Source organism: Bradyrhizobium sp. BR14999 (genome assembly GCF_056106085.1).
Map to the genome: position 1 here is coordinate 8,512,826 of NZ_CM148536.1, position 22,350 is coordinate 8,535,175.

Here is a 22,350-nt window from a genome sequence, read left to right on the forward strand (position 1 = left end):
TTCAGCGTGTCCCCTTGCCCATCGCCCGCGCCGCAAAGGCGGCGAGCCTGGGGTGACGGCGCAGGCCCTGCGCGGCATGGTCACGCCATGCATAGGGCAAACCGCGCCAGGACAGCGCGACGCTGACATCGGTCAGCGGGACCTTCTGAGCGCCGAAGCGGCGCTTGTAGTCCTGGTTGCCGATGCTGAGATCGAAACGGCGCACGCCCCGTGCATGCAGCGCCGCCATGGTGCGCTCGGTCACGAGCAGCCCCGGCGAGCAGCTCGACCATGATTCGCCGGCGTGACTGATGCGCAGCAGGTAGTAAGTCGCGCCTTGCCTGACGCCAAGCGAGGTAGCGACGATGCCGTCGTCGCAGACCAGCGCCGAGACGACGGCGTAGCCTTCCGCGACGCCTTGGCGGGCGACCTCGCGGTAGAATCGCGCATGGGTCTCGTCGTTGAGCACAAATGGCGAGCCGAGCTTTCGCATGCGCGCCTGCTGCTGGAGATCCATCACGTCCAGCAGTTCATGCGCGCGGGCGACATCCGTGGCGATTTCGAACCGCGCGCCGGCATGACGGCTGAAGACGCGCCAGCAGCGCGGCATCTGCATGCGCTTGATCGAGGCCTGGTAATCTTCATAGTCGTCGCCCATCAGCACGAGATTGCCGTTGAGCGAGGAGGATCCGATCCGGCCGAGCGACACCAGCGGATTCGGCTTGCCACCGATTTGGGCCGGCATCTTCCTCAGGCGCAGCAGATCGAAGCCATCGGGCACGGCGCGCAGCGCATCGATCAACGCCTTGCCGATGCCATCAGTCGCATCCGCATCAAGCGACAAGATCGGCGCGTTGTTGTCGGAGACGCCGAAATCGGCGAATTCGACCACGCGGATGCCGCGCCTGACATGGCTGATCATCGGCACAAGTGCGATGTCCTTGCCGGTCGCGACATCGGAAATCACGGCGATCAGCGGTGCGAGACCATGGAACGCTTCATACCAGGCGCCGAGCCAGTAGCCGTGCTGGAACGCGGTGCGATGGCCTGCGTTCAGGCGCAATGCGGCCCGCCGCCAGTCACGCACGAAATCGACCACGATTCCCGACGTGCTCGACACCCGACCTGCTGGTTGCTCGACGCTGAGGAACGTCATCCGCGGGACATACGGTTACTGAATGTTTCCAGATAGATTATGTTTCGTCGCAACCACAAGTTACGTCGCTGCTTATCGTTAAGCGATGCCACCCGAGCCGCTCCGCTGCGACAAGGTGTCAGTGCTCAGGTTCCACCTGCCCGACGCATTGGAACCTGGCCAGGAAGTGCAGGCCGGCCACGGCGAGGACGAACATGAACCAGATCGGGCTCTGTCGTTCGAGCAGGAAGGTCTCGGTGGCTCCGTAATACAGGCCGAACAGCCATACGGTGAGGAACAGCTTTGCCAGCGCGCTACTACGGTTGCGCGCCTGGGCCGACTGGAAATTGCCGAGCGGCGCCAGCACGAAGACGAGGATCACGAGCAGCAGCCCCGGCAGGCCGATGGTGACCGCGAGATCGAGATAGCTGTTGTGGCTGTGTGCCGCAGTCGTCGCCCATTCGGCGCCTTGGGCGGTCTGCCGCTCGGTCACGTCGTCCCAGAAGGCCGCATAGCCGTGACCGATGATCGGCTTCTCGGCGACGGCTGCGAGCGCGAATTCCCAGATGGCGGAGCGGCCGGTGAAGGTCGGATCGAGCGGAAGCAGCCGCGTCATGGCGCCGAGCGCCGGGCTCAAGACGCTGCCGACCGTCAGCAGATTCATCACGATAAGCGGCACGAAGCAGATGATCCGCTTCAGCCACAGGCTCCGCGTGATGTAGACCAGCGACGCCAGCCCGTAGATCGCGAGGCACAGCACCGAGGATGTCTTGCCGCCGGTGAAGATCAGGAAGATGCCCGCCAGCGCGGCGATCGCCGGGCCCATCACGAACGAGCCGACCGCGCAAAGGTAGATGCCGACATAGACCAGGATGGTCATCACGGGCGAGGCGACGTTCTTGTGACCAAAGCTGCCGCGCCAGTCGCCGGCAAGCTGCGGCTCGGTGATGTCGAGCGCGGTGTGGATCGAATATTGCGGCGCGAGGAAGACGCCGAGATAGCACAGTGCGAGCAGCGCGAGCGCGGCACCGCCGAGGCACAGGTTGAAGCTGCGCTGCGTCGGCGGCAGTAGCGGCAGGAGCACGGCGAGCGACGTCACGCTCGCCGCGAGCACGAAGCGCTGGAGCGAAACGCCGCGGCTCTCGGAGAAGGCGATGTTGATCAAAAGCCAACCGACAAGACAGAGATGCAGCGGGGTCACCAGGGTCTTCAGCGAGAGACCGTCGGTGGCGGCGGCGAGCAGCATCGCGACCGCAGCCAAGAGGCCGAAAGAGACGTAGGTCAGCGCCATTCGTCCGCCGACGACGGTGCCGACATCGGGGCTGCGCAGGTCCGGAAAGGGATCGAGCGTGACCAGCACCAGCAGCAGCGCTGTGACGGCGACCAGGCAGCGCGCCGCCTGCACGGCGTTCATCCCCGCGAGCCCATCGCGCAGGACGTGGCCGAACGATCGGCGCTCGACGTCAGTCATGTCAGCGGCGCTGCGATCCAAGCTGCAATCCATGGCTCAAGGCAGGTGACGAAGCTGATGGAAGGTCAAAGCGACATTCAAAGGAAGCTCGAGACCTTAACCAATCCCCGTTAACCGCCCGTCAACCAGCATGCAGGCGATGGCAGGCATCTTCTGCAACGGGGCAGCCCTGTCGCACTCCTTGCGAATTGCCACAAGCTCAATGCCGGCGGCTTAACGCTAATCCACGAAACCGGCACCACCCAGGCCTTCCGCGCAATGATTTGACCGTAATGCGGGTATCATCCGCAGCGGCCGAGGTTGCGATCGTTGGCGTTGCCAGCTCGGCGGATGCCGCCTGGTTAATGGATCATTAAAGACGAGCCGCAGCTTGATCACCGCCGACGACGTTCTCGAATTGCCGGCTACCTCACGCGTGATGCCGGCGGCACGCCCGCCGCTGCCGGTGCACCCGGGCGCGTCGGTCTCCGTCGTGATTCCCGCCAAGAATGCTGCGGCCTATGTCCGTGAAACCATTGCGAGCGCGCTCGCGCAAGGCGATGTCACCGAGGTGATCGTCGTGGACGACGGCTCGACCGACGGCACCGTGGCGATCGTCCGCGCCATGCGTGATCCACGGCTGCGTCTGATACGCAACGACTCCGCCGGCGTGTCGGCCGCGCGCAATCTCGGCGCGCGGCAGGCGATCGGCGATTGGCTGCTCTTCCTCGATGCCGACGACCGCTTGCGTCCCGATGCAGTGGCGGCACTGCTGGCGGCAGCGCGCGGCGCTCCGCGTGCGGTTCTCGTCTATGGCGACTACAACACGATCGATAGCGAGGGACGGCAGATCGGCCGGCGCGATCTGCTGAAGGCACGCCGCAAGCCGTCCGGCGACGTGCTGACGCGGCTCGCGGCCGGCAACTTCATCGTCAATGGCGGCATCGTGCTCACCCGTGCGGAGGCCTTCCGCGCCATCGGCGGCTTCGACGTCTCCCTCAGATATTGCGAGGATTGGCATTGCTGGTGCCGTCTTGCCGCGATCGGCGAGTTCGAATTCGCACCAAAGCTCCTGCTCGACTATCGCCTGCACACGGCCAACACGATGAACGCGGCGGTGCGGACGCCGCAGGACTTCTTCCCGGCGGTCGCGCGCGTCTTCGACGACGGGCTGATCCTGGCGAGACTGCCCGAAGGCACGGCCGGCGCACTGCGCCGGGCCGCCGAGATTCATCTCGTCACCTATTCGGCGATGCAGGCGGTCCGCTTCGGCAGATATCGCGAAGCTTTCGCCTATCTTGGGATGGTCGGCCAGCGGTCGCTCAGATCGCTGCCGCGCTCCGCGCTCCGGGTCGCCCTCGCCCGTTTTGGCATCTAACCCGCGACCAGGGCGTCAGGACACGATCTTCGAGGCTTCATAGGGCTTCGGCTCGATGCCGAACGCCGCGAGCACGGAGCCGAGCGCGACCATCACGGGATGCATCGCGACAACGGTCTTCGACGACGTCAGCAGACTGGCCGCCCGCACCAGCGACAACGGCAACCGTCCAACCATCTGCGCAAACACCAGCATGCGCGCCGCTACACTCTGCGCAGCCTTGGACTGCACACGATAATTGATCGCGCCGATGCGCAGGCCTCGTTTTGCGATCCAACCGAGACTGGTGCGGCTCTGCGGCACGGTCTCGGTGATGACTGCCTCCGCGGTCCAGTGGAATGTCATGCCGGCATCGCGACACCGCACGAAGAAATCGCAGTCGCCGCCGCCGAGGAAATTGAAACGCAGATCGAAGGCCGGTCGCTCGAACCGCTCGAACACCGCGCGCGTGATCAGACAATTGCCGCAGCCATAGATTAGCGGCACCGCGCCGCTGTAATCATAGGCAGGACAGAAGGCGGGATGACGCGACAGCCAGGGCTGGCTGTCGTCGTCGAAGACCGGCACCACCGGCCCGCCGACCACGTCGGCGCCGGTCGCCTCCGCGGTGCGAACCATCAGCTCGAGCCAATCGGGCGAGGCGATCTCGTCGTCGTCGATCATCAGGAAGCGGGTCGCGGCGGGAAACAGCGCCTGCGCCGTCTCGAACGCGGCGTTGATCGCCTGACAATTGCCTTGCCGCTTCTCGACGAGGCAGATGCCCTGAAGCCTGCCGCCAGCGAGATACTCCGCGGCGACCGGCGCGCTCTCGCGCCGCGCAGCATCGTTCTCGACCATGACGACGGCAAAGGAGCGGGGGGTGCGCTGGCTCACCAGCGAGTCCAGCGTCAGCCGCAGATGTTGCGGGCGGCGGAAGCAGGGAATGCAGACGACGATGCCGACCGACAGGTCGATGATACGGGAGGTCGCCACGATCTCCCGGTTGGGATCGCACACGACGTCCGCGATGCGCGTGGCGGACAGGTCTGTCGGGATCAATGTCATGACGTCCTAGATGTCCGAGATATATTGAAAAAGCCCTGCTTCGATCGCGCGGATAGGCCCCGTCCCGCGACGACACATCGCCGCGGCACAGATGCGTCCCAAAATGAACGACGGGCGCAGGATGCATGCGGGCGACCTCCAACCATCTCGGCACAACACCACGCACTTAACCGCCTTCGTGTGTTTCTGCTGCGAAACCTCGCGCGCGTGATAGTGCAATTCGCGGTCCACTGCACCGACAACGCCGCAACATGAACAATGCTGTAGTTAACGCCCATGCGCATTAACCCGACCGTAAGCACTGCGACCAGTGAGGTGGCGCGGCATCAGTTTTGCTCTTCGGGCGAGCGAGTTTTTTCCTGTAAATTTGAATAGAACAAGCGCAGTCAGAAAATCATGAACAAGCCAGCCACGATCGATTTCGCGACAGCCACGGCAATCAGTGTCTCCGCGGCCACTCCACCCACCCAGGCGCTGCACGATCTGATCCCTGGCGAAGCCCGCGACAGCCTGCTCGCCATTCATGACATGCTGCGCCGCGAACTTCCGCAGGGCCGGCTTGCCATCTATGAAGCAGGCGGCGGCTCGTGCAGCGTTCTGCCGCCGGAATTGCCGAGCCGCAGCCACGTCACCGTCGTCGACATCGACGAGGATCAGGTCCGCAACAATACCTACGCGGACGAGGCGATCCTCGGTGACGTCCAGACCTACCGTTTCGGGCGGGAGAGCTTCGATCTCGTGATCTGCTACAATGTGATCGAACACCTTCCTGACGTCGAGTCCGCATTATTGAATTTCCGAGATGCGCTCAAGCGCGGCGGAATGATCCTGATCGGCGCGCCCAATCCGCGCTCGCTGTCGGGCGTGATTACCAAATATTCGCCGCACTGGTTTCACGTCTGGTTCTACCGGAACATCCGCGGCATCAAGGATGCCGGCCTGCCCGGCGAGCCGCCGTTCCCGACGTTCTTCCATCCGCTGGTGACACTGCCGAGGCTCGAAGCATTCGCCGCCGCCAACGGTCTCGAGATGATCTATCGTCGCGAAGTCGAGAGCCCGCGCTATCCCGAGATGCGCCGGCGCAAGCCGCTGTTTGCGGCCGTGATCGACGCCGGCGCCGCGGTGCTGAACGCGGTGCTGCCGCGCGGCACCGACGTCCGTCGCGGCGACTATCACGTCATCCTGCGGAAGAGCTGACCGCCATGGCACGCGCACAGCGGATCGCACAACAAGCGAAGCTTCGCGGCCACGCTGCGCGCGGTAACGAACCGTTAATCTCTGGGGGACCTCGGCGTCGCGGCGACGCGCCGAAGAGCGGCATGCGCTTAAACGCTTTGTTTGCCATTTCGGTGAATAGTCCCTCAATGAGTATGGTTAATTTTCCCTGTTGCGTTGATTGGGCCCCCATATCCCGGGTGCGTGGCGTAAAGCGAAGAGTAACCCCTCAGCCCGCGGCAGTTGGAATGAAAGCTGGGGATCATGCTTGACTATGACCAGCCGATTGATCGGGCCAGACCGGAGGCCCCGCAACGGAAGCCTCAGGCCGGCTTCAGCGTGCTGGAGCTCGCCAATCTGCTCTGGCGGCGAAAGGTCGCGATTGCCGCGGCCGCCCTGCTCGGCGCGACGCTTGCGGTCACCATCGGCAAGAGCCTGACGCCTCGCTACACCGCCACCGCCCAGCTCTATGTCGACCCGCGCGAGCTTCAGCTCGTCGATCGCGAGCTCACGCCGCGCGCGCAGGACGTCTCCGGCATGTCCATGGTGGTGGAGAGCCAGGCGCGCCTGATCACCTCCAATAGCGTGCTGCTCCAGGTCATCCAGCAGGCCGGTCTCGACAAGGATCCGGAATTCGGCGGCGGCGAGGGCGCGAGCCTGATGTCGTCGCTGCTCGGCCTGATCGGCCTTCAGCCCCGCGCCCCCTCGGCCGCAGAGAGGAAGGAAGTGCAGCTCGCGGCGCTCGACGCGCTGAACAAGCACATCACGATCCGCAAAACCGAGAAGAGCTTCATCGTCGACATCGAGGTCTGGTCGACGGACCCCGCGAAAGCGGCGATGCTCGCCAACACGCTGACCAATGCCTACCTCGCGGAATCCCGCAACTCGCAGGCCTCGGCCGCTCGGCGCGCCACCAGTGATCTCTCCAGCCGGTTGAAGGAGCTGCGCGAGCGGCTGCGCAACGCCGAGACTGCGCTTGCCACCTACAAGGCCCAGAACAATTTCGTCGGCACCCAGGACACGCTGATCAGCGACCAGCAGCTCTCCGCTAGCAACCAGCGGCTGGCCGCGGCCCGCGCGGCGACGATGGATGCGCAGGCGCGGCTCGACCAGATCGAGGCGAGCCGGCGCACGGCCGCGGATGCGGGCGCGATCCCCGAGGCGCTGCAATCGCCGACGATTGCGAACCTGCGCGCGCAATATGCGGACGCCCGCAAGAAATATGCGGAGCAGGCCGGCGAGCTCGGCCCGCGCCACCCGGCGCTGCGCCAGACCGAGAAGCAGGTCGAGGATCTCAAGCGCACCATCAACGAGGAAATCGACCGCTTCGCCCAGTCCGCCAAGAACGACTTGACGCGTGCCCGCGACTTCGAAGCCTCGCTCAACCGGGCGCTGGAAGCGCAGAAGCGGCAGAGCGTCCAGCTCAGCCAGGCCGCAGTCCGCCTGCGCGAGCTCGAGCGCGAGGCCGACGCCAGCCGTGACGTCTATCAATCATTCCTCAAGCGTTCGCGCGAGACCGAGGAGCAGGAGAGCCTGAATACCTCCGCAGCCCGCGTCATCGGTGAAGCGACGGTGCCGCAGCGGCGCTCGTTCCCGCCGGCGATGAGCCTGTTTGCCATGATCGGCCTGATCTTCGGCGCGGTCGCAGCGTCAAGCTGGTTCGCTGCGGCCGAGCTCCTGTTCGCCGGTGCGACCGCGCCAGCGCCGACGCCTGCCCGTCCACAGCGCACGCCTGCGCCGGATGCAACGCGAGCTCCGCAGCGCGCGCGGGCTGCAGAGGCCTCGGAGGCTTCGCCGCCCCAGCAGGCCTCGCGAGCTCCGGAAGTTGAACAAGCTCCGCCGGAACTTGCCGCACCTCCGTTACAGCCTTCGATGGTCGAGAAGCCCTTGATCGAAAAGCCGCTGATCGCACGCCTCCAGGACGCCGACGTCATTCACACGCTCGGCGCCATTCTCGCAACGGGCGGCGGCGTCGATCTCACCCGGCTGGGCTGGCCGACCCTGCGTCCCGGCTTCCCCCTGACCACGCTGCTCAATGCCTGGCGCGACATGCGCGCTGCTATGGCCCGGCGGGCCGACGGCAAGGCGATGCCTGTCATCGCGCTCGTCGGCACTGGCGAGACCACCGGTCGCAGCGTGACCGCGCTGAATTTCGCGCTGGCGGCCGCGCGCGACGGCGCCCGTGTGCTGATGATCGATGCCGATCATCAGGCACGCTCGCTCTCGAACAAGCTCAACCGTCGCGGCAAGAGCGAACCGAGCCGGCTCGGCTGGCTCTCGATCGGCAGCAAGGACGCCCGCGAGATCAAGACGGTCAACGGCATCTCGGTGCTGCCGGCCGCAGAGGGCGATGTCGGCAAAACGGCTGAGGCCATCCGCAAAGCGATTGCGCAGGCGCGCGCCGCGGGCGGCTATGATCTCGTGATCCTCGACGGCCCCGCTGTGCCGCTCTCGGCCGGCGGCAGCAAGCTGCTGGACGAAACCGACGCGCTGGTGGCGGTGCTGCCGACCAGCCTCGACATCAACGACAGCCTGGAAGAGATCTTGACCGCGCTCGGCCGCGCCGAGCGCAAGCTCGTCGGCGTCGTGCTCGACGAGCTCACTCCCGCAGCCCAAACGCGCCAGCGAGGCAGACAATATGCTTGAGCGCCGCGTCAACCTCGATGGACGGGCGGCAACTGCCGAGGTGCCGCGGATCACCGTCGGCGGCCTTCGCATGGCCGCGATCGACCTGGAAGAAACCGCCGATTTCATGATCGAGGCAACCGATCCTGACAATCGCATCGGCCGTCCGCTGTTCCTGACCTCGGCCAATGGCGAGGTGCTGGCGCGCTGCTCGACGGAACCGCAGACCGAACGCCTGTTCCGCGCCGCCGACCTGATCAACGCCGACGGCCAGCCGCTGGTTGCGGCTTCGAAGCTGCAATCCTGGTTTCCGCTGCCGGAGCGCGTTGCGACCACGGACCTGTTCCACGTCGTCGCGCGCAAGGCGGAAGCGGTTGGCCGCACCTTCTACATGTTCGGCGCCAGCGAAGCCGAAAACATCGCTGCGGTCGAGAACGTCCAGAAGATGTATCCGAACCTCAAGATCGTCGGGCGCAGCCACGGCTATCTGCGCGGCGAGGCGCTGCGCGCGAAGGTCGAGGAAATCAACGCACTTGCGCCGGATTATCTGTGGATCGCGCTCGGCGTGCCCAACGAGCAGGCATTCGTGGAGGAATTCACTCCGCATCTCACCAATGTTGGCGTTATCAAGACATCCGGCGGCCTGTTCAACTTTTTGTCGGGCAGCCGTTCCCGCGCGCCGCAATGGATGCAGAAGATCGGACTCGAATGGGCCTGGCGCACCTGGCTCGAGCCGCGCCGCCTGCTCTGGCGCTATTTGACCACCAACCCCCGCGCGCTCTATCTTCTCTTCAGCCGCCACCGATCCCTCCGCTAAGAGAAGAGCAGAAGACGACATGACCGACCGACCGACCGTCCTCGTCACCGGGGGCGCAGGCTATATTGGCTCGCATGCGTGCCGCGCACTGACCGCCGCCGGCTATCAGCCCGTCGTTTATGACAATCTCTCGACAGGTCATCGCAGTTTCGTTACCGGCCCGCTGGTGACGGGCGACCTGCTCGACGGCACGGCGCTGGCGCGCGCCTTCGCCGATTACAACATTACGGCGGTGATGCATTTTGCGGCGGCGAGCCTGGTCGGGGAGTCCATGACCGACCCGCAGAAATATTACATCAACAACGTGCAGGGCACGCTGTCGCTGTTGCAGGCCATGCGTAACGCGAATTGCCATCGCATCGTGTTCTCCTCGACCGGCGCCGTCTACGGCAACGCCGATTCGAAGGAACTGCCGGAAGACTTTCCCTGCGCGCCGATCAACCCCTACGGCGCCTCGAAGTGGATGATCGAGCGCATGCTCGCCGATTACCGCACCGCCTATGGCTTCGGCGCGTTCTGCTTGCGCTATTTCAACGCCAGCGGCGCCGATCCGGCCGGCGGCATCGGCGAGCTGCGCGACAATGAAACCCATCTCATTCCGCGCGCGATGATGGCACTTCAGGGCCATGTCGAGTTCGCCGTATTCGGCAACGACTACGACACGCCCGACGGGACCGCGATCCGCGACTACATCCACGTCACCGACCTCGCGGCGGCGCATATCGCGGCACTGAAGCTTCTGGAGCAGGGGCATGCCGGCAGCAGCTTCAATCTCGGCACCGGCTCCGGCTTCTCCGTGCGCGAGATCCTCAGCGCCATCAGGCAGGAGACCGGACGCGAGGTGCCGCACACCATCAAGCCGCGCCGCCCCGGCGATCCCACCTATCTGGTCGCGGATCCCTCTGCTGCGAGAAAAGTGCTGAATTTCGTGCCCCATCACTCCGACCTGCCGACGATCATCCGCACCGCCTGGGCTTGGCACCAGAAGGCGCATCCGTTCAGATCGCGTTAGGCAATCGCGGCACCCGTAGCTTGCCTGCCGTGCCTCGAAACGGCTAGAATAGATATTCGCTGCCGCCGTTGGCGCATCGCTGACGGCCGCATATTTTCGCATTGCCGACGATGATGTCGGCTTGCATGGCTCGGCCGATTTGCGCGAGCTGATTTTTCCGAACGAAGGCCACGATCAATTCCGCCTGCCGCCCTGTCATTGGGCGTGGATTGAGGGAGTATCGACCGCATGCATCAGGCTGCACGCCTGGAGTTCGAGCGCGTGATGGAAGAGTTCGCCCGCTGGCAGGTCGTGCCCGAGGACGAGCGTTCCCCCGCGCCGGCCTGGTGGTGGGGGCCTGCGATGGCGGTGCTCGACGACAACGAGCCGATGGGTTGCGCATGGTGCGCCGAGCTCGGCTTGAACGAGGGGTCGAGCTTCGCCGAGGGCGCGCGCAGCATTCTCGCGCTGTTCGTCGAGCAGACGTCGCTGACTGGACCGCAGGAGTTTCCGAACAAGTCCGAGGCCGGAGAACACGCCGTCCGCGAGCTGCACCCGCAGCCGTCAGACGACAGCGCGTTTCAGCCGTAACGCTGCGGCCTGCTCGGCGACCGGATCCCGCTCGGGCTGGAGCGGTGGCGCCACGGGCAGAACCATCGGCCGCAGCAGTTCGGCCATCTGTCGCGGCGGCAGCGGCTTGGCGATCAGATAGCCCTGCATCTCGTCGCAGCCATGGGTGCGCAGGAACGCCTCCTGCTCGGCATTCTCGACGCCTTCGGCGACGACTGTCATGCCGAGCGCCTTGCCCATGCTGATGATCGCCTGGGCGATCGCCTGGTCTTCCGAATCCTGCGGCAGGTCGCGCACGAAGGAGCGGTCGATCTTGATGGTGTCGATCGGGAAGTGCTTCATCAGCGACATCGACGAATAGCCGGTACCGAAATCGTCGATGGCGAGGCGAATCCCACGGCTCTGGATGGCGTCGAGCACCCTGAGCGCGCGCCCGACATTGCGCATCATCATGCTCTCGGTGACCTCCAGCTGGAGCAGCACCGGCGACATGCCGCTGGCGGCGAGCGCCTCGTCGACGTCCTGCAACAGATGCTCGTCGGCGAACTGGCGCGGCGACAGGTTGACCGCCATCGACAGCGGCAGCAGGCCGCGTCGCTGCCAGGCCATGGCTTGCGCGCAGGCTTCATTCAGCACCCAGCGGCCGATCGGCACGATCAGCCCGGTCTCCTCCGCGAGCGGAATGAATTGCGCCGGCGAGACATTGCCGAGATCGGGATGCGTCCAGCGCAGCAGCGCTTCCACGCCCGTGATCTGGCCGGTCTCCATATCCACCTTGGGCTGGTAGTTCAGCGAAAACTGCTCGCGCTCCAGCGCCCGGCGCAGCGCGCTCTCCAGCGACAGACGTTCGATCGACTGCGTCTTCACTTCCTTGGAGAAGAAGCGATAGCCGTTCTTGCCGTCTTCCTTGGCGAGATACATCGCCATGTCGGCATTCTTGGTCAGCGTCTGCGCGTCGGAGCCGTTGGCCGGATACATCGCGATGCCGATCGAGGCCGTGGTGTGGCACTCGTGGCCGGCCAGTTCCGTGGGCTCGGCAAGCGCGGCGAGCAGTCCGCTGGCGATGCGCTGGACGTCGTCGATCTCGCCGCACTGGTCGAGGATCACCACGAACTCGTCGCCGCCGAGACGCGCCACCACGTCGCTTGTCCGCAGCGCGCCGCGCAAACGATTCGCCACTTCGAGCAGGAGCAGGTCGCCAGCCTCGTGACCCAGCGAATCGTTGATGACCTTGAAGCGGTCGAGATCGATGAACAGCACCGCAAAACGGTGATCGTGGCGCTGCGCCACGTCGATCGCCTCGCGCAGCAATCCGTTGAACGTCTCGCGGTTCGGCAGATCCGTCAGGCTGTCATGCGAGGCGAGGTATTCGATCCGCTCATCCGCCTTGTTCTTCTCGTCGGCGCGGTCGAAATTCTCCATCGCGAAGGCGACGTTGTCGGCGAGGCGCTGCAATAGCTCGACGAACTCGGCCGTGAACGTGTCCTTTTCGGTCGACATGTAGATCATGACGCCAACAGCCAGATCGTGAACGACGAGCGGAATCGCCGCGCCCGAGCGCGCACCGTCGCCGCGAACGATGGCGTGGAAGGCGCTCACGCGCTGGTCGTTGAGATAGTCGTTGCTGATGCAGGGCTGCCGGGTTCGGAACGCTGTGCCGGCCATGCCCCGGCCTTCGGGGCGCTCGGGATCGACCGAGAGGCGGACATTGCGCGTGGTGTCGGACGACGGTCCGGCGCTGGCGACGATCTTGAGCTGGTCGCTGTCGGCGCTGGCGAGCGCAATCGTCGTCGAGGTGAACTTGGCGCCGTTCGATGCGGCGAGGCACACGAGCTCGAACAATTCGGCGCGCGATTTCGCCCGCATGATCGCCTCGTTGGTCGCGCTCAGCGCCGCGAACATGCGGGTCAGGCGCTCTTTCTGCGCCTCGGTGCGGGCCTTTTCCTCGGCGCGATCGAAGTTGTCGAGCGCGAAGGAGACGTTTTCGGCAAGGCGAGCCAGCAGCTCGACCAGATCGGGCGTGAATGTATCCTCCTCCGGAGCAAGGAACAGCAGAATGCCGATCGGCTCCTGGCCGGCGCGCAGAAGCGGGAAGCTGGCAGCGGCGCGGGTCCCGTCCTCGACTGCCTTGGAGTGCCAATGTGCCGAGCGCGGGTCGTTCATATAGTCGTTGATGACACTGGGCCGGCACGTCCGCAGCGAGGTTCCGATGATCCCCTGGCCCTCGGGATGATCTGGGGAAATCGCGCAGGTGCGCCCGACCATTCGCTCCTGAAGCCGCCCCTTCACGGCGACGACCCGGACCAGCTCACGTGTCTCGTCGATGATTCCAATCGTCGCCGAGGCGAACATTCCGCCCAGCACGGCCGCCTGACATGCGACCTCGAACAGTTCCTCGCGGGTCTCGGCGCGCATGATGGCTTCGTTGGTGGCGCTCAACGCCGCGAACATGCCGCTCACCCGGTCTCGCTGCTTGTCGGCCTTCGCCTTCTCCTCGGCGCGGTCGAGATTTGCGATCGCAAATGACACATTGCGAGCGAGCCGTTCCAGCAGTTCGACCAATTCCGGCGTGAACGTGCCGATCTCAAGGGAATTGAACAGAAACACGCCCTCCGCGCGTTCGCCATTGAGCAACGGCAGCGCAGCGGAGGACTTGACGCCGGTGCGGCGGGCACTGTCGTGCCAGGGCTTGAGGCGCTCGTCGGCGAACAGGTCGTTGGTGAGGCACGGCTGCCCGGTGCGGAAGCACGTGCCGGTCAGGCCTCTTCCCTCCGGCACCTTGTCGGTCGTGGCGAATTTGAGCCTGCGTACTTCATCGGAGTTCGGCCCTGCAGAGGCGACGACCCGCAGCAGCTCGGAGGCAGGCTCGGCAAGCGCGATCGTCGCCGAGCCGAACTTGCCGCCTTGCACCGAAGCTTCACATACGAGATCGAACAGCTCGGCACGCGATGCGGCCCGGATGATCGCTTCATTGGTGGCGCTCAGCGCGGCGTACATGCGCGCGAGCCGTTCCTCCTCGCGCGCGATCTGCGCCTTCTCTTCGTCGCGATCGAAGTTCTCGAGCGCAAAGCACACGTTCTCGGTCATGCGCAGCAACAGCGCGACGATGCCCTCGTCCTTCGCCCAGGACTTGCTGACGAAGAAGAACATCACGCCGACGCTGGTTCCGCGCTTGATCAGTGGCGCGGCGACGCAGGCGACCGCGCCGGCATTGATGTTGGCTCGCTCCCAGGTCGTTCCCTTGGTGCGACCGACGAGATCGTCTTCGACCATCGCCTTCTGCGTCCGGAAGACCTGGCCGGAGATGCCCCGACCGTGAGGATTGTCTGGATCGACCGAGTAGCGCGCCTGCCTGATCAGGTCGAGATTTTGTCCGGTTGCGGCCACCGGCGTCAGCCAGTGCGAGTTCTCCTCGCGCAGCAGCACGAAAGTCGCCAGCGATTTGCCGCCATGCACTGCTGCGTCGCAGACCCGCTGATACAAATCCAATTCGGTGCCGGCTTTGAGGATTGCTTCGTTCGTCGCGCTCAGCGCCCCAAACATGCGATTGAGCCGCCGCATCGCCGCCTCGCTGTCCCGGCGCGCTCCTTCTCGCTCGAAATTCTCGATCGCATAGGAGATATTGGCCGACATGCGCTCGAACAGCGACACCATCTGCTCGTCCAGCGAGCCGGCTTCGCGGCGAGTCACGTAGAGCACGCCGACGCTGTTGCCATTGCAGAGCAGCGGCAGCGCCGCGGCCGCGCCGATATGGGCCTTGGCCGCCCCCTCGCGCCACGCCAGCGAACGCGGGTCGTTCAGATAATCGTTGCTGATGCACAGCTTCTGATCGCGAAACGCCTCGCCACCGACGCCGGATCCTTCGGGCGTGCCTGCTTCCGTCGTGATCATGATCGAGCGCAGCCGCGCAACGTCGTCGCCGCAACCGGCCGCAAAATGCAGCCGCCGGCAATCTGGTCCGACCAGGAATACGGCGACGGCCAAGAAGTCCCCACTCGAAAACCCGGCGTCGCAGACCTTCTGGTACAGCTCGTCCGGCGATTTCGCGTAGAGGATCGCTTCGTTGATGGCGCTCAACGCCGCAAAGGTGCGCGCGAGTGTCGTCGGCACGATCTCAGCTCCCGGGCATTTCTGCCCATTTCTCCCGGGTGACTTTATGAATGCCGATCGCCTAAGTGGTCGTTATTGCGCGCTGCAAACCGTCGATCAAAGTGAATGAGCTGCGAACGACTGGCGCCAAACTGTCAAAAATACCGCCGCACGGGATGAATCTTCGACCAAAGACGCGCTCTCTGTACGAATTTGCAGCCCTGTATTGGTTTACGGGAGATTGATATCGCAGCGGCGCTTTGAGACGATGGCACCCAACAAGCAGCCTGTTAAGGGCATCAAGCCGAGGGAACGCCATGCCGATCGTCAGGGCCGATCGCCTCACGCGCATCAGCGCCGCACTGCTCCGTGCCGCCGGAGCGTCCGAGGAAGAGGCCGACGCAGTCGCCACCGGCTGCGTCAACGCCAATCTCGCCGGCCATGACTCGCACGGCGTGATCGCCGTTCCCACCTATATCGACCGCATCAAGGCCGGACACATCGTGCCCGGCGCCAAATGGACCATCGTCCAGGAATCGCCGACCACGACCGTGATCGACGGCCATTGGGGATTCGGCTTCCACGTCAACGCAAAGGCGATGGCGCTGACCATCGAGAAGGCAAGGACGGCGAACGTCGCCGCCTGCACCGTGTTCCGGCAAAGCCATGTCGGCCGCCTTGCCGCCTATCCGTTGATGGCGATGCGCGAAGGCATGATCGGGATTGCGACCGCGGATTCCGGGCGCTCGCCGAAGCACGTCGCCCCGTTCGGCGGCAAGGAAGCGCGGCTCGGCACCAACCCGATCTCGATCGCGGTGCCGTCCGACCTCGACGCGCCGTTCTATCTGGACATGGCGACCTCGGCGGTGGCGGCCGGCAAGGTCCAGCTCGCCGTCGCCCGCAGCGAAGAAATTCCGACGGGATGGATCATCGATGCCGAGGGGCGGCATACCACCGATCCGACCCAATACCGCAAGGGCGGCGCGCTGCTGCCGCTCGGCGGCACCGAGGGCTACAAGGGCAGCGGGCTCGCCGCCATGGTCGAGGTGCTATGCGGCCTGCTCACCGGTCTCGGCTTCGGCGTCGAGCCGACGGGGCGGCACAATGACGGATGCTTCATGGCGGTGTTCAACGTCGCGGCCTTCCGTCCGCTGCAGGAGTTCAAGCGTGAAGTCGCCGAGTTTGCGCGCTACCTCAAATCGACCCCGCCGTCCGAAGGCAGCAAGGGCGTGTTCTATCCCGGCGAGATCGAGGGCCTGCGCGAGCAGCAACGCCTGCGCGACGGTATCGAGATCGAGGATGCCACTTGGGAAAAGCTGCGCGCGCTGGCGCGCGAGTACAGGCTCGACACCGTCCTCGATCTGGCCTGACGGCATCAGGAGAACAGCAGCATGACGCGGCAGATGGTACTGGTCGGCTTCCTCCAGGCTCAGAACTGCACGAACTTGCCGAGTTCCTGGCGGCATCCGGACTCGCGCAACGATTCCATGTCGGCGGATTACTATCAGGATATCGCGAAAATCCTCGAGGCCGGCAGGTTCCACATGGCCTTCTTCGACGATCGCCTGGCGATGCCGGACCGCTACGGCAACGACCATGCCCACACCGTCGAATACGGCATCCGCTGCGTGAAGATGGACCCGCTGATCGTGCTGACCACGATGGGCATGGTCACCGAGAAGCTCGGCCTTGGCGCAACCTGCTCGACCACTTATTACGAACCGTTCGACGTCGCGCGCCGCTTTGCAACGCTCGACCTGATGTCCGGCGGGCGTACCGGCTGGAACGTCGTCACCTCGCTCAATGACGGCGAGGCGCTCAATATGGGGCGCGACTCCCACCCGGAACATGATTCCCGCTACGACCGCGCCGACGAGTTCATGGAGGTCGTGCTCGGCCACTGGGACACCTGGGAGGACGGCGCGCTCATCATGGACAAGAAGAGCGGCCGCTTTGCCGATCCCGCCAAGGTGAAGCGGCTCGATCACAACGGGCCGGCCTTCAAGTCGCGCGGACCGTTCACCGTGCCGCGCTCGGACCAGGGCCATCCCGTGATCATCCAGGCCGGCGCGTCGGGCCGCGGCCAGCGCTTCGCGGGGCGATGGGGCGAGGTGATCTTCACCGCCGCGCGCAACCTTGCCGCCGCCAAGGACGGCTATGCTTCCGTACGCAACGAAGCTGCCAAGGCTGGCCGCGATCCCGACCAGATGTTCCTCTGCAACTTGACAACGCCGGTCTGCGCGGCGACCAGGGCGGAGGCCGAAGACAAGATGGCGCTGATCAATAAGCTGCCGCTCGAGATCGACGCGCTGTCGCTGCTGGCCGAAGCGCTCAACTATGACTTCGCCTCCAAGGATCTCGACGAGCCGCTGACGACGGAAGAACTGAAGAGCATGCAGGGCATCTTGGGCATTCGCGACGGCGTGCTGAAGAATTCGGGCAAGAGCAATCCGAGCGCGCGTGACTTCGTCACCTTCTCCGGCCGCGGCCAGGTCCAGGACGCAATGGTAGGTGGGCCCAAGGAGATCGCGGACAAGCTGGAGGAGATGTTCGTCGAGCGCGGCTGCGACGGTTTTGTTATCGCCGCGACTTACGTGCCCGGCTCCTACGCGGACTTCGTGCAACACATCGTGCCGGAATTGCAGCGGCGCGGGCTGTTTCAGAAGGAGTACCGCGGCAAGACGTTGCGGGACAATCTCGGGCTGAAGCGTCCGGCCGCAGGTGCCTGGAAGACGCGGCCCCGCGATGCCGCGGAATAATGACGAGGACCGGACATGCGTTGGCTGAAATTCACCGCGTCGGACAAGACATCCTGGGGCCTCGTCGAGGGTCACCAGGTGATCGCCGTCGACGGCGATCCCTTCGGTGAATGGCAGCGCACCTCGCGCACGCATTCGCTGGCACAGGTCAAGATCGAGCTGCCACTGATCCCGCGCACCTTCTATTGCGTCGGCCTAAACTATCTGAAGCACCTGAAGGAGGCCGCCGACAAACGCGGCGAGGTACCGGCGGTGCCCGACCGGCCCGAAATCGGCTATCGCGCGCAGAACGCGCTGATCGCGCACGATGAGGAGGTCGTGATCCCGTCCTTTGCGACGGACAGGATCCACTATGAGGGCGAGCTCGTCGTCGTCATCGGCAAGAAGGTGAAACATCTCACCGAAGCGAACGCGATGGATTGCGTGTTCGGCTACACCATCGGCAACGACGTCAGCGAGCGCAGCTGGCAGAAAGCGGACCGCAGCCTGTGGCGCTCGAAGAACGCCGACACGTTCAAGCCGATGGGACCGTGGATCGAGACCGAGGCCGATCTCGAAAAGATGGAGACCATCGTCCGGGTCAACGCCAAGGAGACCAATCGCTTCCATACCAACGACATGATCTTCGGCGTGGTGCCGTTCCTGGTCGAGCTGACGAAGTATTTTACGCTGTGGCCCGGCGACGTGATCTGGATGGGCACCGACGGCGCCTCGCCGGATATCAAGCACGGCGATGTCGTGGAGATCGAGATCGCCGGCATCGGCACGTTGCGGAACAGGTTCGTGCGGGAGGGGCAATAGCTCAGCGCGCGGCCCTGGATCGGCCCTTCACATGATCGATGAAGGCTCGAAGCTTCGGCATGATTTGTCGATGGCTGGGATAGTAGAGAAACACCCCCGGCGTCATCGGCGCGAATTTCTCCAGCACGGCGACGAGTTTTCCCGTTCTGACGGCGTCGGTCGCCAGCGGCCCTGGCACTTGCGCAAGGCCGACGCCTTCGACGGCGGCACCTAACATCGTCGGGAAGTCGTTGGCGATGAAGGGTCCCGCAACGGCAATCTCGATCGAACGACCGCCGTCGTTGAGCGACCAGGGTGCGAGCGCACCGTTTGATCGCCGCAATCTCAGGCATGCGTGCTCGCGCAGATCGTCCGGCCGCCGGGGCCGGCCGCGACGTTCGAGGTAGGCCGGGCTGCCGACGATCAGGAAAGGCAACGGCTTCGTCAGGCGGACCGCAACCATGTCCGGGGAGATGAACTGCCCCATCCTGATGCCGGCATCGAAACCTCCAGCGGCGAGGTCGACCAGCTCTTCGCTTGCAGCAAGCTCCACCTCGATCTCCGGAAAGGCCTGACAGAACGAGGCGACTAGAGGCTCCAGCAGAATCGGCACGACCGAGCGCGGCACCGTGAGACGCAAGAGCCCGGCCGGTCGCTGTCCGAGGTCGCGCGCGGCCCCGCTTGCCGCGACGAGCTCCTCGAAGGCAGGCCTTGCGCGCGCAAAGAACCGTTCGCCGGCCTCGGTCAGACTGACGCTGCGAGTCGTGCGCAGGAACAGCACGGCGCCGACGCGTGCTTCGAGTGCGCGCACCGCCTGGCTGATCGCCGACGGCGTGACCCCGAGCTCAGCAGCCGCCCGGCGGAAACTGCGGTGGTGGGCGACGCTCAGGAACGCCTCCACACCGTCGAGCGCACCTTGCCGGACTGTGAAGTTCTGCTTCATGGCCTATCAATATTATCGCGAATAGTCGCTCTCGCAAAGACGGCCTTACATCAGGATCGCAAATGCGCCGCGCCGCTGGGTGCGCCTGACATTCGCGACATCGCGGCAATGGCCGTGATCAGAGAGATGAAACCGATGAAGGCAATCCGCAACATCGTCCTGGCGCTCACCCTCACACTGACAGGTGTTACCTCCATGGCAGAGCCATCCCTTGCCCAAGCACAAACCACGTCACCGACAACCGGCGTGATGGTCATTCTGACTGTCAAGCCCGGCATCACACGCGAACAGGTCATGGCGGTGATGCCTGATGAAATCAGGCAAACCACCCAGCTCTATCTCAACGGGATGGTTCGCGAATGGTATTCGCGGTCCGATGGGCGCGGAGCCGTCTTCCTGCTGAACGTCAAGGATGTCGCCGAAGGGCACGCCATCATGGAAGGCCTGCCGCTGGCGAAGCAGAACCTCATCGACCACGAGTACATCGCGGTCGGTCCGCTCATGCCGCTCCGTCTGCTCATGGCCAAACCCTGAGCGTCGCCACGTCGAGCCGGATTGATAGGCATCGTCCCGGCTCGACAGCATGGTCAATCATAGGGAATCCGAACGTGCCGCCGAACTTCAATCTTCCATTCGTTCTCAGCGTCGCCGGCGCTTTCCTGACCAGCTCGGTGGTCGCTGCCATCTATGTTTGGCCGGCGATCCGCGTGATGCCGCGCTATGACGCCCTGAGACTCATCGCAGCTTTCCATGCGTTCAGGTTCTTGGGAATGAACTTCATGGTGACCGGGTTCGTCTCTGCGGAGTTGAGTTCGCGCTTTGCCGCCGAGGTGGGATGGGGTGATCTTATCGCTGCTGTCCTCGCGCTTCTGTCGATGGCGGCTCTCTCGTGGCGATGGTCGATCGCCATCCCGGTGGTCTGGATCTTCAACGTCTGGGGGACGCTTGACCTCCTGAACGCGTACTACATGGGCGCGACAAAGATCCCGGATCCCGGCCTGTTCGGCGCCGGCATTTATATCCCCACACTTTACGTACCACTGCTGCTCGTCGGCCACGCCCTTGCCTTCATGATTCTGCTCAGGGCCGGAACAGAGAAAAAAGTCCGTGACCTCGGACAGGATCGCGATCGGTCGGGTGCCGGCCGCGATGCTGCCCTTGCACACGCCCGCAACCACGGCGTTCCAAATGGAGTGAGCACATGAGCACCGATGCTGTTTCCGCCACCATGACTGCCCAGCGTCCCCTCTGGCTCAGCCTGACCTGGACCGTGCCGTTCGCCCTGCTGTGGACCTGGTTGATCATCGCGCTACCCGCACTTCCGGAGAGCGGCTTTCCTGCGCTTGGCGTTCGGTTGATGACCCATGGACTCATTGCGCTCGGCTTGTGGCTCTGCCTCGAAAACACGGAATTGGCGCCGGCACAGCGCCGGGCAACCTGGTTGGCCCTGATGGTCCCCTTCACGCTCTGGGCAGCCGTCACCTGGACCGCAGCCATCAACGGCGCATTCGGCACCGGCGCTTCGCCCTTGCCGCTGCTTCCGGCGGCGATCCTGCTGCCGGTAATCGTCGGTGCGCCGGTGTTGCTGTCGTCGAAGCGGATCGGACAATTACTCGATGCAATGCCGACGACCTGGCTCGTCGCCCTTCAACTCTACCGCATCTTCGGCAGCCAATGGCTGGCTTACTGGCTGCGCGGGCTGCTGCCGGGATTGTGGGCGCTACCGGCAGGAACCGGCGATGTGCTGACTGGCCTGCTTGCCGTGCCGGCGGCCATGGCTTTGGCAACCGGGACAGCTGACGGGCGGAAGGCAGGCATCTTCTGGAACGTCTTGGGCCTGGCGGACTTGGCTGTCGCGATCACCTTGGGGATGATCATGTCGCCGGGCCCGCTCCAGCTGATCATTCCGGACGGCCCGAGCATGGCGCTGGACCGTTTTCCGAACGTGCTGACCCCTGCCTTCGTCGTGCCATGCTCGATCCTGTTGCATCTCCTCTCGTTGCGCCAACTGCGCCGACGGTCGGAGACGGTGTGAGCCACGGATCCCTGGCGACATTGCTTCAAAACGGCAGCGCCACGCCGGTCTTGATCTCCTTCAGCACCACGTTGCTGCGGACGTAGCGGATGCCGGGGATGCGGAACATGAACTCGTCCAAGAACCTATTGTAGGCGGCCATGTCCTGCACGACGACGCGCAAGTGATAATCGGCATCGCCCGTGGTCGCAAAACACTCCAGCACCTCGCGGCGCTTGGTGACGCGAGACACAAACTCGTCGACGAACTTCGCGTCATGCCGCTCCAGCGAGACGTGGAGGATGGCTGACATCGCGAAGCCCGCCCGCTCGCGATCGATCAGCGCGGCGTAGCCGCGGATGACGCGGCTTTCCTCCAGCGCGCGCACCCGCCGCCAGCAGGCCGAGGTGGACATGCCGACCTCGTCGGCAAGCTGCTGGTTGGTGGCGCGGCCATCCTTCTGGAGGTGCGCAAGAATCCGCGTGTCCTGCTCTTCGATCATGAAATCCCGCCAAACTGGATAATTCCACCGAATAATAGGCCAAATCGGGCATATCTACC

19 protein-coding genes are annotated in these 22,350 nt (G+C 64.6%); 12 read left to right on the forward strand and 7 right to left on the reverse strand.

Features of this window, described 5'->3' with window-relative positions; translation table 11 throughout:
• Position 1: 1 nt before the first annotated feature.
• Both ACR9YP_RS39745 and ACR9YP_RS39750 read right to left on the reverse strand, forming a co-directional pair.
• Positions 2-1,135: a GNAT family N-acetyltransferase gene (locus tag ACR9YP_RS39745; RefSeq protein WP_474218625.1), complete on the reverse strand. Its 1,134-nt coding sequence runs from the start codon at positions 1,133-1,135 to the stop codon at positions 2-4.
• A gap of 118 nt (positions 1,136-1,253) precedes the next feature.
• Positions 1,254-2,606, reverse strand: a complete 1,353-nt coding sequence (locus ACR9YP_RS39750; RefSeq protein WP_474218626.1) for an O-antigen ligase family protein — start codon at positions 2,604-2,606, stop codon at positions 1,254-1,256.
• Between the two features lie 349 nt (positions 2,607-2,955).
• Between ACR9YP_RS39750 and ACR9YP_RS39755 the strand changes: the two genes are divergently transcribed.
• Positions 2,956-3,942, forward strand: a complete 987-nt coding sequence (locus ACR9YP_RS39755) for a glycosyltransferase (protein WP_474218627.1) — start codon at positions 2,956-2,958, stop codon at positions 3,940-3,942.
• 15 nt (positions 3,943-3,957) lie between these two features.
• Here the strand turns inward: ACR9YP_RS39755 and ACR9YP_RS39760 are convergent, their stop codons facing one another.
• Positions 3,958-4,986, reverse strand: a complete 1,029-nt coding sequence (locus tag ACR9YP_RS39760) for a glycosyltransferase family 2 protein (protein ID WP_474218628.1) — start codon at positions 4,984-4,986, stop codon at positions 3,958-3,960.
• 396 nt (positions 4,987-5,382) lie between these two features.
• On the opposite strand from ACR9YP_RS39760, the gene ACR9YP_RS39765 reads away from it, so the two are divergent.
• The 4 genes from ACR9YP_RS39765 to galE all read left to right on the forward strand — a co-directional run bounded on the left by ACR9YP_RS39765 (position 5,383) and on the right by galE (position 10,655).
• Positions 5,383-6,183 carry a class I SAM-dependent methyltransferase gene (locus ACR9YP_RS39765; RefSeq protein ID WP_474218629.1) on the forward strand — a complete coding sequence of 267 codons (801 nt, stop codon included), beginning with the start codon at positions 5,383-5,385 and terminating at the stop codon, positions 6,181-6,183.
• A gap of 282 nt (positions 6,184-6,465) precedes the next feature.
• Positions 6,466-8,847, forward strand: a complete 2,382-nt coding sequence (locus ACR9YP_RS39770; RefSeq protein ID WP_474218630.1) for an exopolysaccharide transport family protein — start codon at positions 6,466-6,468, stop codon at positions 8,845-8,847.
• Entirely contained in the window at positions 8,840-9,643 is an 804-nt protein-coding gene (locus ACR9YP_RS39775) for a WecB/TagA/CpsF family glycosyltransferase (RefSeq protein ID WP_128939866.1), read from the forward strand. Before ACR9YP_RS39770 ends, ACR9YP_RS39775 begins: the two co-directional genes overlap by 8 nt.
• Before the next feature lie 19 nt (positions 9,644-9,662).
• Positions 9,663-10,655 carry a UDP-glucose 4-epimerase GalE gene (galE, locus tag ACR9YP_RS39780; protein WP_474218631.1) on the forward strand — a complete coding sequence of 331 codons (993 nt, stop codon included), beginning with the start codon at positions 9,663-9,665 and terminating at the stop codon, positions 10,653-10,655.
• A gap of 43 nt (positions 10,656-10,698) precedes the next feature.
• Here galE and ACR9YP_RS39785 read toward each other — a convergent pair whose 3' ends face one another.
• Positions 10,699-10,833: a hypothetical protein gene (locus tag ACR9YP_RS39785; RefSeq protein WP_474218632.1), complete on the reverse strand. Its 135-nt coding sequence runs from the start codon at positions 10,831-10,833 to the stop codon at positions 10,699-10,701.
• Positions 10,834-10,883: 50 nt separating this feature from the next.
• Here ACR9YP_RS39785 and ACR9YP_RS39790 point away from each other — a divergent pair, with 50 nt between their 5' ends.
• Positions 10,884-11,225 carry a hypothetical protein gene (locus tag ACR9YP_RS39790; RefSeq protein ID WP_474218633.1) on the forward strand — a complete coding sequence of 114 codons (342 nt, stop codon included), beginning with the start codon at positions 10,884-10,886 and terminating at the stop codon, positions 11,223-11,225.
• Here ACR9YP_RS39790 and ACR9YP_RS39795 read toward each other — a convergent pair.
• Entirely contained in the window at positions 11,199-15,314 is a 4,116-nt protein-coding gene (locus ACR9YP_RS39795) for a bifunctional diguanylate cyclase/phosphodiesterase (RefSeq protein WP_474218634.1), read from the reverse strand. The genes ACR9YP_RS39790 and ACR9YP_RS39795 overlap by 27 nt on opposite strands.
• 296 nt (positions 15,315-15,610) lie before the next feature.
• Between ACR9YP_RS39795 and ACR9YP_RS39800 the strand changes: the two genes are divergently transcribed.
• From ACR9YP_RS39800 to ACR9YP_RS39810, 3 genes are read left to right on the forward strand one after another with little or no spacing between them, the layout of a single operon-like run.
• Positions 15,611-16,663, forward strand: coding sequence for an Ldh family oxidoreductase (locus ACR9YP_RS39800; RefSeq protein ID WP_474218635.1), 1,053 nt, complete (start codon positions 15,611-15,613; stop codon positions 16,661-16,663).
• Positions 16,664-16,684: 21 nt separating this feature from the next.
• Positions 16,685-18,052 carry an LLM class flavin-dependent oxidoreductase gene (locus ACR9YP_RS39805; protein WP_474218636.1) on the forward strand — a complete coding sequence of 456 codons (1,368 nt, stop codon included), beginning with the start codon at positions 16,685-16,687 and terminating at the stop codon, positions 18,050-18,052.
• A gap of 15 nt (positions 18,053-18,067) precedes the next feature.
• Complete coding sequence (locus tag ACR9YP_RS39810; protein ID WP_438105244.1) at positions 18,068-18,853, forward strand: fumarylacetoacetate hydrolase family protein; 786 nt, start codon at positions 18,068-18,070, stop codon at positions 18,851-18,853.
• Between the two features lies 1 nt (position 18,854).
• Here ACR9YP_RS39810 and ACR9YP_RS39815 read toward each other — a convergent pair whose 3' ends face one another.
• On the reverse strand, positions 18,855-19,775 hold the full coding sequence (locus tag ACR9YP_RS39815) for a LysR substrate-binding domain-containing protein (protein WP_474218637.1): 921 nt from the start codon (positions 19,773-19,775) through the stop codon (positions 18,855-18,857).
• 108 nt (positions 19,776-19,883) lie between these two features.
• On the opposite strand from ACR9YP_RS39815, the gene ACR9YP_RS39820 reads away from it, so the two are divergent.
• From ACR9YP_RS39820 to ACR9YP_RS39830, 3 genes are all read left to right on the forward strand, one after another.
• Positions 19,884-20,309, forward strand: a complete 426-nt coding sequence (locus ACR9YP_RS39820; protein WP_438105245.1) for a hypothetical protein — start codon at positions 19,884-19,886, stop codon at positions 20,307-20,309.
• Between the two features lie 74 nt (positions 20,310-20,383).
• Positions 20,384-20,980, forward strand: a complete 597-nt coding sequence (locus ACR9YP_RS39825) for a hypothetical protein (RefSeq protein ID WP_438105246.1) — start codon at positions 20,384-20,386, stop codon at positions 20,978-20,980.
• Positions 20,977-21,810, forward strand: a complete 834-nt coding sequence (locus ACR9YP_RS39830) for an MFS transporter (RefSeq protein WP_474218638.1) — start codon at positions 20,977-20,979, stop codon at positions 21,808-21,810. The genes ACR9YP_RS39825 and ACR9YP_RS39830 overlap by 4 nt, the downstream gene beginning before the upstream one ends.
• Positions 21,811-21,835: 25 nt before the next feature.
• On the opposite strand, the gene ACR9YP_RS39835 is transcribed toward ACR9YP_RS39830, so the two are convergent.
• A complete protein-coding gene (locus ACR9YP_RS39835) occupies positions 21,836-22,291 on the reverse strand; it encodes an Lrp/AsnC family transcriptional regulator (protein WP_091887029.1) in 456 nt (151 codons plus the stop codon).
• Positions 22,292-22,350: the final 59 nt, after the last annotated feature.